General features: G+C 37.5%; 12 protein-coding genes and 1 tRNA gene. 2 read left to right on the top strand and 11 right to left on the bottom strand.

Features of this window, described 5'->3' with window-relative positions; translation table 11 throughout:
• Position 1 precedes the first annotated feature (1 nt).
• The 6 genes from KEM10_RS01215 to KEM10_RS01190 form a co-directional block, all read right to left on the bottom strand.
• Complete coding sequence (locus tag KEM10_RS01215; protein ID WP_212212416.1) at positions 2 to 1,168, bottom strand: hypothetical protein; 1,167 nt, start codon at positions 1,166 to 1,168, stop codon at positions 2 to 4.
• 9 nt (positions 1,169 to 1,177) lie between these two features.
• Entirely contained in the window at positions 1,178 to 1,699 is a 522-nt protein-coding gene (locus KEM10_RS01210) for a DUF3341 domain-containing protein (RefSeq protein ID WP_212212414.1), read from the bottom strand.
• A 6-nt stretch (positions 1,700 to 1,705) separates the two neighbouring features.
• Entirely contained in the window at positions 1,706 to 3,073 is a 1,368-nt protein-coding gene (nrfD, locus tag KEM10_RS01205; protein WP_212212411.1) for an NrfD/PsrC family molybdoenzyme membrane anchor subunit, read from the bottom strand.
• On the bottom strand, positions 3,073 to 6,036 hold the full coding sequence (locus tag KEM10_RS01200) for a TAT-variant-translocated molybdopterin oxidoreductase (protein ID WP_212212408.1): 2,964 nt from the start codon (positions 6,034 to 6,036) through the stop codon (positions 3,073 to 3,075). Before KEM10_RS01200 ends, nrfD begins: the two co-directional genes overlap by 1 nt.
• A 49-nt stretch (positions 6,037 to 6,085) precedes the next feature.
• A complete protein-coding gene (locus tag KEM10_RS01195) occupies positions 6,086 to 7,234 on the bottom strand; it encodes a cytochrome c3 family protein (RefSeq protein ID WP_212212406.1) in 1,149 nt (382 codons plus the stop codon).
• A 180-nt stretch (positions 7,235 to 7,414) separates the two neighbouring features.
• Entirely contained in the window at positions 7,415 to 8,524 is a 1,110-nt protein-coding gene (locus tag KEM10_RS01190) for an AI-2E family transporter (protein WP_212212405.1), read from the bottom strand.
• A gap of 250 nt (positions 8,525 to 8,774) precedes the next feature.
• Between KEM10_RS01190 and KEM10_RS01185 the strand changes: the two genes are divergently transcribed.
• Positions 8,775 to 9,587, top strand: a complete 813-nt coding sequence (locus KEM10_RS01185) for an ADP-ribosylglycohydrolase family protein (protein WP_212212404.1) — start codon at positions 8,775 to 8,777, stop codon at positions 9,585 to 9,587.
• 34 nt (positions 9,588 to 9,621) lie between these two features.
• Here KEM10_RS01185 and lon read toward each other — a convergent pair whose 3' ends face one another.
• The 5 genes from lon to KEM10_RS01160 all read right to left on the bottom strand — a co-directional run bounded on the left by lon (position 9,622) and on the right by KEM10_RS01160 (position 16,287).
• Positions 9,622 to 12,075, bottom strand: a complete 2,454-nt coding sequence (gene lon / locus KEM10_RS01180; protein ID WP_212212403.1) for an endopeptidase La — start codon at positions 12,073 to 12,075, stop codon at positions 9,622 to 9,624.
• Between the two features lie 309 nt (positions 12,076 to 12,384).
• Positions 12,385 to 12,645, bottom strand: coding sequence for a type B 50S ribosomal protein L31 (locus KEM10_RS01175; RefSeq protein WP_212212402.1), 261 nt, complete (start codon positions 12,643 to 12,645; stop codon positions 12,385 to 12,387).
• A gap of 94 nt (positions 12,646 to 12,739) precedes the next feature.
• Positions 12,740 to 13,939, bottom strand: a complete 1,200-nt coding sequence (locus KEM10_RS01170) for a GNAT family N-acetyltransferase (RefSeq protein WP_212212401.1) — start codon at positions 13,937 to 13,939, stop codon at positions 12,740 to 12,742.
• Positions 13,940 to 14,004: 65 nt separating this feature from the next.
• Positions 14,005 to 15,474, bottom strand: coding sequence for an aminotransferase class V-fold PLP-dependent enzyme (locus tag KEM10_RS01165; protein WP_212212399.1), 1,470 nt, complete (start codon positions 15,472 to 15,474; stop codon positions 14,005 to 14,007).
• A gap of 126 nt (positions 15,475 to 15,600) precedes the next feature.
• Positions 15,601 to 16,287, bottom strand: a complete 687-nt coding sequence (locus tag KEM10_RS01160; RefSeq protein WP_212212397.1) for a DNA alkylation repair protein — start codon at positions 16,285 to 16,287, stop codon at positions 15,601 to 15,603.
• 196 nt (positions 16,288 to 16,483) lie between these two features.
• On the opposite strand from KEM10_RS01160, the gene KEM10_RS01155 reads away from it, so the two are divergent.
• A tRNA-His gene (locus KEM10_RS01155) sits at positions 16,484 to 16,559 on the top strand.
• The last annotated feature ends 189 nt before the right edge of the window (positions 16,560 to 16,748 follow it).

Here is a 16,748-nt window from a genome sequence, read left to right as displayed (position 1 = left end):
GTTAGCGAATATTGTCATAGTCAAAACTCTCTTTAAAGTACGGGTGATTCTCAGGCACAACGGGTGCCTTTGCAAACTGTTTAAAAAACAGGAATAGAAAAATACCAGCCACTAAAATAGTCATCCCAATTTCAAGAACCCCAAATTCGGCATGCCCAATAGCTCCGGGCCAAATGGCTACATACATATCAATCCAGTGCCCCACAAAAACAATGATGGCAGCAATCAACAACCAGTTCATCTTACGCTTGGTTCCTCGAGGCATAAGAATTAAAAATGGTGCTAAGAAATTAATGATCACATTAGCCCAGAAAATCAGTTCAAAATCATTCTGACGCGTTACATAATAAATTGTCTCTTCCGGTATGTTACTGTACCATATCAATAAGTATTGCGAAATCCACAGGTACATCCAAAAAATACTAAAGCCGAACAAATATTTTCCCAAGTCATGCATATGCTCATCATTCACATGATCCATATATCCCATTCGACGCAATACAAACAGCAGAATGATGATAACAGACACTGCTGCCACAAAAGTGCTGACAAAAATATACCAACCGAATAAAGTACTATACCAATGTGAGTCGATAGACATGATCCAATCCCAGGCCGAAGTAGAACTGGTTATGGCAAATAACACTATAAAGATACCTGCCCAATTACGACTGCGGGTAAATAACTTTATATCGGTTGATTCGTCGGATGCCAATGAAAGCTTGCGTATTTTACGAACTAATAATGTCCAAACTAATATATAAACAACCGTTCTGACACTAAAGAAAAGAGGATTCAGAAAAGGAGCTTTTCCCAGCAGTACGGTATCATCAGGATCGATATGCGTCCAATGGTAAATATCGTGCATACCCACTAATACCAGCAACATAATCACTCCGCCAAATGGAACATATTGTCCCATGGCTTCGGGAATACGCTGAATAGTAGTATGCCAACCCGATTCTCCTAATATATGCACCACCACAAAAAAGAATGCACTCATTGCAATGGCTGTAAAGTAAAACCCATTCAATAACACATTGGCCCATATTCGATGAGTATGGTCCAGATTGAGAAACACCCCGGCAATCGTTAATACAGCTCCGATAACCATTAGCGCAATCAAAAAGGTTTTTAGTTTTTGCGTAAATTCAAATGACTTATACATGATTATCGTTTATGATTTAACTTCGTGTAATTGAACTCCTAATGCTCCAACCGACTGTAAAGATTCCTGCAAAGAATCTACTTGTCCGTCTTTGGCTTCCAGTAATATCTGAAAACGATCGTTGGTTACCTCCTCATCAAAAATATGATTATCAGCTCCCGGCCCCAGATGACTTCTTAATAAGAACCCAAATACCAAGGCAAAAGCGGCAAACAGAACCGTTAGCTCAAAGGTTACGGGAACAAAAGAAGGTACCGACAAATAGGGCTTACCACCAAAATTGAGTGGCCATGCCTCTGTAAAAACCCAAGCCTGAAAACCAAAGCCGATAACAGCACCTATTGTACCTGCAATAAAGCCGGCACGTGGCAGCCTCGATCTACGCATCTTTAATACTTTATCTAATCCATGCACAGGAAATGGGGTGCGCACATCAGTGATATCCACATTTTTTTCCTGTAGCTCTTTAATGGCAATAATCAGATCCTTATCATCCGGAAAATATCCTGAAACGTATGTCTTATTCTTCATAGCTCTTTATTTTCCTTTTTTAATAAATTTCTCTGCAGAAGTCTTCAATACACTCTTAACCTCAGCAATAGCAATTACCGGGAAGAAACGAATGAACAAGAAGAAGAGAGTAAAGAACAAACCAAATGTTCCTAAATAGATTCCTACTTCAACCCAGGTTGGTGAGTACATACTCCAACTCGATGGAAGAAAGTCGCGATGCAGAGAGGTAACAATAATTACGAAGCGCTCGAACCACATACCAATATTCACAAAAATGGAAATGATAAAAGTGGCTGTAAAACTTCGACGTATACTTTTTATCCAGAATAGCTGAGGAGTTATCACATTACAAGTCATCATAATCCAATAGGCCCACCAATATGGACCAAAGGCGCGGTTGATAAAAGCATATTGCTCATAAATAACTCCTGAATACCAGGCGATAAACAACTCAGTTATATAGGCTATTCCCACAATCGACCCGGTTGCAATGATGATTTTATTCATCGACTCCAAGTGCGATTTGGTGATATAATCTTCGAGATTAATGGCTTTACGGGTAATTATCATTAGCGTTAATACCATTGCAAAACCCGAGAATACAGCACCTGAAACAAAGTAAGGTGGAAAGATTGTAGTGTGCCAACCAGGTATTACCGAAGTTGCAAAGTCGAAACTTACAATAGTGTGCACTGATAAAACTAATGGAGCAGCCAAACCAGCCAATATTAAACTCATTGACTCATGACGCATCCAGTGACGAGCCGAACCTGTCCATCCAAAACTTAAGAAGGCATAGATCTTTTTCTTGATACCATTTTTCAGTCTGTCACGAATAGTACCGATATCAGGAATCAATCCCATATACCAGAAAAGCAGTGAAACTGTCAAATATGTTGAGATAGCGAAAACGTCCCATAGAAGAGGGGAGTTAAAGTTTACCCAAACATCTCTGGTATTAGGATATGGGAAGATGAAAAATCCTAATGGTAAACGCCCCATGTGAATCAACGGAAATAACCCGGCACACATTACGGCAAATATGGTCATTGCTTCAGCACTTCGGTTGATAGAAGTACGCCATTTCTGACGAAACAACAATAAGATGGCTGAGATAAAGGTTCCTGCGTGACCAATACCTACCCACCACACAAAGTTGGTAATTCCCCAACCCCATCCAATGGTTCTGTTAAGACCCCAGGTTCCAATACCATCCCAAACGGTAACAAAAATGGAAAACAAGCCAAACATTAAGGCTATGAGTGCCAACGTTAAACCGGCATACCAGGTTTTTCCCGGTCGCCCGGTCATTGGCGCATATATCTCCTCAGTGACTTTACTATAGCTTTTTTCTCCGCTAATGAGCGGTTCTCTTACTGGCGATACGTACATTAGCTTAGCGTTTTATTTTGATCTTTATTTCTAACTTTAGACAGATAAACAACAGATGGCAAAGTATGCAGCTCTTCCAATAATCCATATTGACGTGCATCCTTCAACAATTTTGAAATATTGCTGTTCTCATCATTCATATCTCCGAATGTGATGGCATTAGCCGGACATGTTTGCTGACAAGCCGTTTTAATTTCACCATCTTCCAACATTCGGCCTTCACGCTTAGCTGTCAGCTTTTTCTCCTGAATACGCTGAATACACATCGAGCATTTTTCAATTACTCCTTTAGCCCGAACGGTTACATCAGGATTCAAAACCATTCGTTTTAAATCCAGTGTCATACCGGCAGGATCCACTCTGTTATTTGGAATCGTATCAGCTCCTGTGTAATCATACCAGTTGAAACGACGCACCTTGTAAGGACAGTTATTATTACAATATCTTGTTCCGATACAACGATTATAAGCCATTTGGTTGATACCTTCAGAGCTATGGTTGGTGGCAGCTACCGGACACACATTTTCACATGGTGCATTATCGCAATGCTGACACATCACAGGCTGACGAACCACCTCTGGATTATCTGAATCACCCGCATAATATCTATCCAAACGAATCCAATGCATCTCATGTGATCGACGCACCTCATTTCGTCCAACCACCGGCACATTATTTTCAGCTGAACAAGCTACCACACAAGCATTACAACCAATACAAGAATGTAAGTCAATCGCCATTCCCCAGTGATGCCCCTTATAATCATGTTCATGATAAAGGGAAGTATGTAGCTTCTCAACTTTTTCATGCATCTCATTTCCGGAAGCCGGATTCTTCAAATATTCTGCAATGGTTGTTTCTCTTACCAAAGCTCTACCTTCCATGGAATGATGCGATTGCGTTGCGGCTAACTCATAAGTAGAACCTGTTGCTACCGCTTCTACCTTAGGTACCAAATACTGGCGATATCCATCCTTCATTTCAACCAGAGGATAAACATCTTTTCCTAAATCAGTTGCAACACGCCCAGCATTCTTTCGCCCATAGCCAAGTGCTACAGCCAATGTATTTCGTGCCTGACCAGGTTGAATCAACACCGGCAAATCAATGCCACTAACTGTTACCACATCTCCCTGAGACCATCCTCGTAATGCAGCAAAAGCAGGAGAAACAGCCACATAATTGTCCCAACACACACGACTCACCGGATCAGGTAACTCCTGTAACCAAGGATTATTTGCCAGAGTTCCGTCTCCAATGGGAACATTCTGATATAATACTAATTCTAAATCATTACCTGATTTTGTACTGTTGTATTGAGAAGCAATATTGGTATCAACACCTGAAAAAGCAGGTGCTGTCTGCATTCTTTCTTCATCAAATACTAAACCGTCACGCAAGGAAGTCTTCCAGAATGTTTCAAACTGTTTTCCTTTTGCCAAGTTGATATTATAAATATTTTCTTTCCAGTTAAGCTTTATGTAATCATAGAACTTTCCTTCCATTCCGGCCCAGGCCATTATACTTTCCTGCGCATGCCGCGTTTTAAATATTGGTCTGATGGCAGGTTGGGTTAAAGTAAATAAACCGGGTGTCAGTTCTGCATCATCCCAACTTTCAAGGAAATGTGGAGTTGGTAACACATACTTACAATCTACAGTTGATTCGGTTTGTTGCGACTGAGCAGCTATTTTTAATTCTACTTTATCAAAAGCCGCTTGCATTCTTCCTGATAATGGAGCATGATATAATGGATTAGCACCCCACATCATTAAAGCCCTAACTTTACCAAGTTCTATTCTATTAAGCAGGGCATCTAACTTTGTATCATCACCCTGAAATAAATTTATTGGAGTATCTAATCGAAGTGTTTGACCTTCATTTTCTAATATATGATTTATACCACAAATTAGGGACTGAACATCTACATTGTTACTTCCTGAAAGCACTAGTGATTTTCCTTTTGCCTGCCAGAGTTCTTCTGCAATTTTTTCTATCTGAACCGGAGCCTTTATTGAAGGTACGTTCACTCCCGCCTTCTTGGCTAAAACAGAAAATAATGCCGCTACATAATGAGCCTCATCCAAAGCAGGCATTGGAACCCGCTCATCGGCGTTAGATCCGGTAAGAGTCATGGTTGACTCAAACTGAACATGGCGCATCATCTCACGCTTTCCGCCAGTTAACTTTCGAGCCTCAGCATATTGACGTCCGAAAACTACTGGTTGTAACCATGTGCCTAAAAAATCAGCATTAAACCCAACTACCAGCTTTGCTTCATCCAATCGATATGATGGTATAATAGCCTTACCATAATTAAGTTCAAAAGCCTTACGTAATGCCGAATACGAATAAGCATCAAATGTTTCGTGAACAACAAAAGGAAATTTATCCTTGAAATCGTTTATAAGTTTTTGTGTCGATGGACTTATCAAGGTTGGAGTAAGAATAACAAATTCGTTATTTGCATCCCATTCTTCCAGAATCTTTATCATATCAGCATCTACCTGTTCCCATGAGGCAGGTTTACCGTCAATCATTGGTTGAGCGGGTCTTGACTCATCATATAAATTCAGTAAAGATGCCTGAATACGTGCAGAAGCTGCACCACCTGTTAATTTGCACAGGTCATTTCCTTCAATTTTTATGGGTCTTCCATCACGTACCTTAACTAGTATAGGCACCATTTCCGAACCATCGTAGAAGGTAGAAGCGTAATAATTGGCTGTGCCAGGTTTAACTTCTTCGGGTTGTATTAATAATGGGATTGCTTTTTTCACAGGACGTTCACATCCGGCCAAAACAGCAGCCGAAGCGATTCCAAATCCAAAATATTTCAGAAAATCGCGACGTGAATTTTTTGAAGAGTCATTCCCGTCAGAAAGAAGAAACGAAGATTTCTTCTCCTGCACCACCTCCTCTTCGGGTACTAATTCCTCAATGCTTTTCCAGTATTGCTTCATAGTAATAACTGATTATATTTTAAAGGGATATACCTCTGTTGATTAATAATTAATGGTGACAATTCATACAGTCGTTAGCTCCTACATCAGCAGCCTTAATTGAATCAAGAGCACCCTCCTGAATATCTTTATGCAAGGCTTCAAAGGTCTTGTAGTAATCATTATCACGGAAATTCACATTGGTTTTTTTATGACAGTCGAGACACCATCCCATTGATAGATCATTCTCTTGTTTCAGTATATGCATTTCTTCAACAGTACCATGACATTCGGCACAATCTAACTGACCGGCATTTACATGTTGAGAGTGATTAAAATACACATGATCAGGAAGATTATGAATTCGTATCCATTCAATGTCATTATTGTTTTCGTAGGCATCAACTATCTTTGCTATTTCAAATTGCCCGGAGTTCGTACCGTTTCGAACAACCATATGACAATTCATACATAAACCCGCACTTGGAATACCTGCTGACTTTCCATGCTGTGCATTATAATGACAATAGTTACAGTCAATTTGATTATCCTGAGCATGAACTTTATGCGAGAACTTGATGGGTTGATCCGGCATATAATCCGGACTTCTTCCGAAATCGATTAATGTATGTGCAATAACTTTACCCTGATAAGCCAAGCCAGCCATGATGATAAGAATATGTATAAGCTTAAATTTAATCTTTTTAGTAAAGAAAATATCCACCAAAGCAACAGCCATTAAAACTCCCAACAATAGAAAAATCAAAATGGTATTAATAGACATTTTCTTTTGAGGAACACCAGAATCGGCAAGTTCCGTTAGGTATCCATGCAGATTGAATAACTGCTCATCCGTTAGTTCGTAATTTATATGCACCTTTTCGCGCATTGCACCCGACGGGGTTAATAAATGACTCTTGAAAGTTGCCAAATCCATATCTGCAGCTACTTGTGCCATTTCTAAAGCAGATGGATTCCAATTGATTGTATCAGAAGTGTAATAGGTGTGGCAAGAGGCACATGCCTTAGCATCTTCACCCGTTGAAATCAGTCCGTAATACAGCCTTTCACCAACTTTTAAGTCAGGTTCCGGAGCTCCCTTTTGACTATGTTTTTCTTGTGCCCCAACATTTGTAGTTGAGGAAACTATTAAAAAAATTAAGAAAAACTTTAAGAAAATCTTCCCGGAAGAACGGGACTTAGATAAAGTTTTAACCATATTGACTTATTATTTTTCATCAAATTAGACCAACCTATTTTCATAAGTATCATCTAATCAACAGATTTTGAATTATTAGCTATTAATCTTTTTTAACATTTCAACTTTTAACCATTCATAACGATTTAAGTTGAAGATTGTTTACACAAACAAATATAGTTTTTAAGATTTTTTACTCCTTTATTCTTTTAGATTTTCTGTAAGCTTTTTCACCAATTTATAATTAAAGAAGAACTCCTTGGCTACAACTCTAATAATAGTATAAACAGGAATAGCTAAAAACATACCTGGTATTCCAGCCATATAGCCAGACATTAGAATTATTAGAAAAATCTCTAACGGATGAGCTCTTACACTGGATGAAAAAATAAATGGCTGAAAGATGAGATTATCCATCAACTGTACAATCAAGTAAACGAAAAAGATACCTAATACAAAATTGAAAAAATCAGGTGGCACTGCTAACTGTACATATACTATTAAGCCAACCAAGTATCCGAAAAAGGCACCAATTAATGGTCCTAAATAAGGTATCACATTAATCAATCCTGAGAAAAGGCCAATAATAACAGCATGTTGAAATTCAATACCAACAATTAAAAATCCAATGGTCACAAAAAGAGAAATTAATGTGACCTGTATGATAACTCCAATAAAATATCTGCGAAGTAGGGTTTTAATGGACGCCAGCATGTGCTTTAAAGCACTCTCGTAATGGGAAGGAACAAATAGTAACAACCCTTCAATTATTAACCACTCTTCTTTTAGAAAAAAGAAAGTGATAAAAGATACACTGAAAATAAATATGAACAAGCCTCCTAAAAAACCAAGAACTCCGGTAAATAAACTCCTTAACTGCGTAAAATCAAAAAAGGTAATAGCAGTTTCCTTAATTTGATCTTCAAGAACCTCTAAGCCGGCTTTTCCGAACTCGGAATGATTAAGTGGCTCTAACAAATTATCAACTAATCTTTCGGCCTTTAGAAAAACAACGTCAATATCAACACTACTTAGAAAATGAATTTCTTTAATTACAAAAGGTACTGTCAGTCTAAAAAAACTGAAAACGAATACCCACAAGATTAGCACTGTTAGTAATGCAGATAATGAGTTTGAGATTTGCCAATCTCTGATTTTGATCTTCTTTATTAAATCAAAAATTGGGCGAATAACCAATGATATAACAACAGAAACCAAAACAAAGGAAACAACCGCTCTGAAATACCACAAAAGAACAACGGTACAACATGCTAAAACAAACCATAGAATATACTTTAGCCTTTCTGTCATTAAACAAAATATTTGAAGAATTTGATCCTTTTAACAAGTTATCTTAAAATATTGAGAAAAACATATTTTCTTTTTAAATATATAAGTCTAAAAGTCGACAAAACACACTATTTAAGCCATCTAAATACTAAAATTATAACATTATTAAACGTCTATCTATATTTTTTCACTACTTTCATACCGAAGAAAAAAATGCACCAGAGAGTTAACAAAATCACCTTAATGTAAATGCCCATTACCCATACACATCATGAGAGGATCAATAATCGGAGACATTATCGGGTCGGCTTTTATTGAGTCGCCCCAAAGCACTACTGAATTTCAATTATTAAAGCCCTTTTCGGCTTATACTACAGACACTGTCCTAACCATCGCCATTGCTGATGCAATCATAAAAAAAGTTCCGTTTGACGTTAGCTTACGTCAATGGGCACGAAAATTCCCCAAAGCAGGCTATCGACAAAAATTCCTTGACTGGGCCCTGACTGACAAACCTAATCAACAATACAATAGTTCAGGTGATGGAGCTGCACGTAGAGTAGCACCTATTGGTTTTGCATCACAGTCATTAGATGAAGCATTGGAACTTGCTGAAAAAGCAACTGTGATAACTCATGCACTCGAACCAAAAGTGAAAGCCGCTCAAGCAATGACCGGTGCTATATTTATCTCAAAAAAAGGAGGTAGTAAAGAAGAAATAAGAGAATTTTTAAAAACAAAAATCGGTTATGATCTTCCAGCTACCATTGATAAGGATGAAGTAAATGAATTAATGAAGAAATATAATTCACCTGCTCCTGCAGCTTTACTTGCTTTTATTGACTCATCTAATTTTGAAGACGCTATTAGAAAAGCCATATGGCTTGATGGACCTTCGAATACTATTGCCTCAATAACAGGAGGATTATCTCAGGCCTACTATAAGCATATTCCCAAAGCTCTATTAAGAAAAACTCTTTCCAGAATTGATCCAGAGATGGAAAGTGTAATGGAGAATTTTGAAGACCTATTCTGCGCAGAAGTATTACACAGCAACCAGGATATAAAATTTAATTTTCACTAAATAAAAAAAGGTCAGCTTTCGCTGACCTTTTTTATTATATATCAATTGGTTTACTTACTTTTTCATCGAGAAGCGCAAATTCGAGTACTTCCGATATTTCCTTCACAAAATGGAAAGTTAATCCATCCAGGTACATATCCTTAATGTCATCAATATCTTTCTTGTTTTCCTGCGAAAGAATAATGTCTGAAATACCAGCCCGTTTGGCAGCTAATATTTTTTCTTTAATTCCACCAACAGGTAAAACCTTTCCTCTCAGTGTTATCTCACCGGTCATAGCCAATCGGGCTCTCACTTTACGTTGAGTAAAGATGGATGCCAATGAAGTGACCATAGTAACACCAGCTGAAGGACCATCTTTAGGAATAGCCCCCTCAGGAACATGAACATGTACATTCCAATCGTCAAAGGTTTCAGTTTTCAGCCCCAGCATTTCAGCATTAGCCCTAAGATACTCCAACGCTAACACAGCAGATTCTTTCATCACATCACCTAAGTTACCGGTAAGCGTCAACTTGCCTTTACCTTTACTTATACTGCTTTCTACAAAAAGAATCTCCCCACCAACAGCTGTCCATGCCAAACCAGTTACTACACCGGCTGTTGAATTATCCTGCCATTTGTCTTTAGAGAAACGAGGTGTTCCTAGATATTCGGCAACATCTTTAATGACAAGATTTTTCTTGACTTCCTCTTCTTTGGCAATTTTCAAGGCTACTTTACGACAAAGCTTTGCCAAAACCTTATTTAGTTCACGAACACCCGACTCTCGCGTGTACGACTCTACAATGTAACCTAGTACGTTTTTATTGATAGATAACTTACCTTTTTCGATGCCATGGTTCTCCATTTGATGAGGAAGTAAATGACGACGAGCGATTTCCACTTTCTCTTCTAAAATATATCCACTTACATCGATTAATTCCATGCGATCAAGCAATGGCTGAGCAATATTACCGATAGTGTTGGCAGTAGCGATAAACATCACATTTGACAAATCGAAATCTACTTCCAGAAAGTTATCATGAAAATGTTCGTTTTGCTCAGGATCCAGAACCTCTAATAAAGCTGAAGCCGGATCACCATGGAAACTACTGCTAATTTTATCTATCTCATCCAAAATAAATACAGGGTTTGCAGAACCTGCTTTCTTAATATTCTGAATGATACGACCTGGCATAGCGCCAATATATGTTTTTCGATGTCCTCTAATCTCAGCCTCATCATGTACGCCACCCAACGACATTCGAACATACTTCCGTCCAACTGCATCAGCAACCGATTTACCTAATGAAGTTTTTCCAACTCCCGGAGGTCCATATAAACAGATAATAGGCGATTTTAATTCACCTTTTAATTTAAGAACGGCCAGATGTTCAAGAATACGTTCCTTTACCTTATCCAAACCATAATGATCTCTATTCAGAAATCTCTCAGCCCTCTTTAAGTCGTAGTTATCCTTGGTATATTCATTCCATGGGATATCAAGCAATGTTTGAAGATAATTATATTGAACAGAGTATTCTCCAGCTGCAGGATTTAAACGCTGCAACTTGTCCAATTCTTTCTCAAACAATTCCTTAACTTCTTTACCCCATTTTTTCTTTTCAGCTCTTTCTTTTAGAACTCTTACCTCTTGCTCAATTGGGCTAGAGCCTAACTCATCCTGAATGGTTTTAATTTGTTGCTGAAGCAGATATTCGCGCTGTTGTTGATCTATATCTTGCTTAACTTTGCTTTGAATATCGTTTTTCAACTCTTGCATCTGTACTTCGCGTGCCAAATGTTCCAAAAGAGCCATTCCTCGGTCTAGTAACCCTTCCAGTTCAAGCACTTTTTGCTTTTCCTCAACAGACATTTCTGAGTTAGAACCAACAAAGTTGATAAGGAAACCATCATTCTCAATATTCTTTATGGCAAATGATGCCTCTGGTGGAATATGCGAAGATGCTTTAATTACTCTCAACGACAAATCTTTGATTGAGCTAACAACAGCTTCAAATTCACCTTTCGTTTTATCTGTGGGTTCAATATCTTCTAACCCTGTCACTTTGGCCATATGATATGGCTCATCGGTAACTATTTCATCTAAACGAAAGCGTTTTTTTCCTTGAATGATAACTGAAGTAGAATCATCGGGCATTTCAAGGATTTTAATCACCTTGGCCATAGTTCCCACTTCATATAGATCTTCTTTCTGAGGATCATCTACTTTAACATCTCGCTGAGCAACAGCACCAAAGTAACCTTTATTGCGCTGCACATCTTTAATCAACTGAAGTGATTTTGCTCTTCCTAAAGAAATAGGAATAATTACCCCCGGAAATAACACTGTATTTCTTAAAGGTAATATTGGCAATGTGTCAGGCACTTCCAGTTCATTCACACTTTTTTCATCACCCTCTGCAACAATCGGAATAAACTCAGCATCAGACTCAAATACATCTGAAAAGTAGAGATTATTTTGCTTTGTTTTATTTTTATTCATATTAACTATCTCAAATAGGCAGACAAACTGTCAATATGTCTGCAAAGCTCATTAAAATTCAACGAATTCTATAGTGTCAATAGACGTGCCAAAAACTTTTGAAGGGCACTTCTGCAATTTAAAGTATCGTTGAATACCTTCTCCAATATCCTACGGTCGGTATTAGTAAAAGATACATCTTCCCCGAAATTACCCCTAAGACAAAAATATACTTGATCAAATCTACATCTTTCAAGTATTTGTAGACTTAAAAATACAAAAAAAGCTCCGGATGTTCCGAAGCTTTCTCTATATCTTAATAAGTAGTTATTACTTACGTTTGTCGAAATGTTTTTGATAACGGCTCATAAACTTATCAACACGTCCTGCAGTATCTACTAATTTCATTTTACCAGTGTAAAATGGGTGTGATGTGTTAGAAATTTCCAACTTCACTTGAGGATATTCAGTCCCGTCGATTTCAACAGTATCTTTTGTTGCAACAGTAGAACGAGTAATGAATGTTTCCCCGTTTGACATATCGGTAAAAGCTACCAATCTGTAATTATCCGGATGAATTCCTTGTTTCATTGTTATATGCTTTAAATCCTTACTATTCTAATTCTTATTCGGGCTGCAAAGATAATTCATAAATTATTAATGACAAAAGATTTAAACACAGAATTTACAAAACTTTTTTATCATCTTCAGAATACTTTGTATCTACCGGTATCTGCGAAGCCCTTTCTTTGCTTATTTTCTGGCCATTAAAGAGGTATCGGTAAGTAATATGTTTCTTGCCAAAAGAAGCTCCCATTGACTCCTGCAATACCCTCATCTTAGGATTAAAATCACCTACCCATGAAAGCTCGAGTTCTTTCAAATAAGGCTTCTTCTCCACCGCACCTTTTAAATTCCAGAATAATCCGGATTCAATACCCGATCGTTGAAACTTTGGTACAACCCCCAAAATAACCACTCTGGCACGCGTCATTTTATTTGAATATTTCCCCCATAAGAATTTTAACTTGTTTAAAGCATTCATCTTTCCTTTAAACCCCTTAACAATTTGATTCACATCAGGAAATAGAACAATAAATCCAATTGGGTCATCATGGTGATAAGCAAACCAAATTAAATCTTCCATCATAAATGGCTTTGCCTTATTCATAGTTGTTTCCAACACTTTTCGATCGATAGGCTTAAAGTTTTCGTGATAACGCCAGGCATCGTTGTAAACAGTCTCAAAGTCATCTAAAAACTTACTTCCTTGATTCCAAGAGAAATGTTTGAAGTTAAATCCTTCTTTTTTAACAACCCATCCGGCAATTTTCCAAAAACGTTCAGGAAAGGGCACCGTTAAATCCAGGTGATTGGTTATTTGCTCGAAATAATTCGAGAAACCATATTCCTCAAAAAACTTTTTATAATACGGCGGATTGTATTGCATCCCAAATCCAGGTTGGGTAAAACCATCAACTAATAATCCCCAGAAATTGTCATTCTCGCCAAAGTTTATCGGACCATCCATGGCCTCCATACCTCTTTCCTTAAGCCATTCTTTTGCTGTATCAAATAATTTAAAAGCAGCTTCTTTATTATCTATACATTCAAAGAACCCCAAACCTCCGGTAGGCTGTTCAAAACCAAAAGCTTTCTTTTCGTTTATAAAGGCGGCAACCCTACCAACAACACGATTCTCAATTTTTAATATAAACCTTGTAGCTGAGCCATGTGTAAAAAAGATATTCTGCGAAGGATCAAAAATTTCTTCTATCATGCCATCCAAAGGGCGCACATAAGCATCATCATTTTGGTAGATATCCTCAACAACCTCTAAGAACTGCTTTCTCGAAACTTTATCTTTTACTTCTAATATCTTCATAAATCACAAAAAAAATGGTGAAACCACTGGTCTCACCACAAAAATATACGAATATTTTAATTTTCCTAGAACCAAAACCAGTTCTCGTAATCTTCCGGTTGTTTTGCAGGAAAATCTTTATGATAGAATTCATTTCTGGCTGGATTGTACTCGTAATCGGACTCCCATATTTGCCAGTTTGTGGCAATTTCTTTTACCGCATCAATAACATAATCCAGCTCTTTATCAGTCATTGTTGGATGGATTGACATTCGAATCCAACCCGGTTTTTCCGATAAATCTCCATGATTGATTTTACTGGTAATCTTATTGGATGTATAATAATCTACGTGTAATAAATAATGACCATAAGTACCAGCACACGAACATCCTCCACGCACCTGAATTCCATATCGGTCATTCAAGAGCCGAACCGCCAGATTAAAATGCAGATTATCAATATAAAATGAAATAGCACCTAATCGTTGTTCTACATTATCAGCCAAAATATTCATACCTGGTATAGAACGAAATTCCCGAAATATCTTTTCAATCATCTCATTTTCCCGGGCATGGATTTTATCCGTCCCCATCTCTTCTTTTAGCTTAACTACTAAAGCGGCCTTAATGGATTGTAAAAATCCAGGCGTGCCTCCATCTTCGCGTGCCTCAATATCGTCGATATACCTGTATTTGCCCCAACGATTTGTCCAGTCAACGGTACCTCCTCCTGAATTGTCAGGCGCCATGTTGTGATACAAGGCTCGATTAAATACCATCACCCCTGAACTTCCAGGGCCACCTAAAAACTTATGAGGCGAAAAAAAGATAGCGTCTAAACTTTCCTGCGGATCTTCAGGATGCATATTTATAGTATCGTAGGGTGCTGAGGCTGCAAAATCAACAAAACAGAATCCGCCGTTCTGATGCATAATCTTTGCTAGTTCATAATACGGAGTTCTCACTCCCGTTACATTAGAACATGCTGAAAAAGATCCTATCTTTAGAGTTCTGTTTTCATACTTCTTTATTTCACGTCGTAACGATTCCGGATCAACCAATAACTGATCATCAGGCTCCAAAACAACCACATCGGCATTGGTTTCTAACCATGAAGTATGATTGGAGTGATGTTCCATATGAGTTACAAATACTACAGGACGCTGTTCGGCTGGCATACTGCAAAAACGCTTAGCCTGTTCAGGCACGCGCATTCCCAATATACGCTGTAACTTATTTATAACATTAGTCATACCAAACCCGGCGGTAATAATAATATCATCATTGCCAGCATTGACATGTTTTTTTATAATTCGATGAGATAACTTGTAAATATTGGTCATAATCATTCCTGTATCACTCGATTCGGAATGTGTGTTAGCCACCATCGGACCAATTTTTTCCTTCATAATATTTTCGATAGGCTCATATAGCCTTCCACTGGCTATCCAGTCAGCATAAATCAATGGTTTTTCACCATAGGGGGTTTGAATCATAGCCTTGTTTCCAATAGTATTATTGCGAAACTTTTCGAAATGAGATTCCAGATTACTCATCTTTTGAACGATTTAATTAGTCTGTACATTGAAGATATCAGCATATCTAAATTTGTGCAAAAATAACCCTTATTAAACTAATGAAATATGATTTTTTCCACATTGCAAAATGCAGAAACTCTTTTATTATTTATCTTCTACAAACTCAATTTCACCAATTACATCCTGAACAATAAGCTGAAGCCCCTTATTCTCAATACAATTTACTTCTTCAATCCATCCCTTTAGCTTTACCGTACTTTTACCCAATACACGTAACATTTTTTTGATTGCAAAAGCTACAGACTTAAGATAACCATAATCGGCTTCAGTCAAATCTTCCGAAATTAGCTCATCAATCATTAGCTCGGTACACTTGTTTGTATATTGAACAGACCACCCTTTTGTATAATTTGCCAAAAGTTTTAGCCATTGATTCTCGCTACACTTCCACTCATTCACTAATTCTTCAGCTATAGGCAAATGCCCCCACAACACCATGGATGTTCTTTCAACCAAGTCAATATTTGTAATTAATTGACTCCATTCTCTACATCTTTCTATGGTCATTTCGCTTTGAGGAACCAACATTGCCCCTAGAAGCATTGTCTCTCTGATTTCTTTCAACCATAGTCTTTCGGCCAAATTATAATCAGAATTATGAGAAGAAGCTATCTCTTTTAGATGCGGAAATCCAACACCGTAATTAACCCGGTATTTTATTCCGCGACCTTCCATTTGACCAACAGTCGTCCCATTCATCCGAAGCTTAATCTGATTCAAAATCATCTCAAGTTCTTTATCCAGCTCCTTATTTTCGATAAAAAATTTCATCTCTAAAGTAATTTACATTCATTAACGATTTTATATCACAGATTTTACTTTGTTGAATTCCAAATAATTGAATTGCACTAATTGCAATAAAACCGTATTGAATAATCGATGACAAAGAAAAAGATTTAATTTTTTTCGCCCAACTATTGCAAGATTCAATTCGATAATATTATCTTTGCATCGCTTTAGAAAAAATGGTGATTGTAGCTCAGTTGGTTAGAGCGCTGGATTGTGGTTCCAGAGGTCGCCGGTTCGAGACCGGTCTTTCACCCATAAAAAAAGGACAGCAAATTGCTGTCCTTTTTTTGTTTCTATACTTTTCTTCTATACTAACTCATTCTGGTATAAATACAATATCAGAACCAAATTCCGGATCTGCACATAAATCTTTGCAAACAAAAACTATATTCAAACAATTAGTCCTTCGAATAGTTAGTAATTAATGTAAAATTTTCAGCTGT

The organism is Carboxylicivirga linearis (assembly GCF_018271995.1).
Taxonomy (GTDB): Bacteria; Bacteroidota; Bacteroidia; order Bacteroidales; family Marinilabiliaceae; genus Carboxylicivirga; species Carboxylicivirga linearis.
Note: the sequence above shows the minus strand (reverse complement) of the source record. Positions and strands in the feature narration are given on the sequence as shown.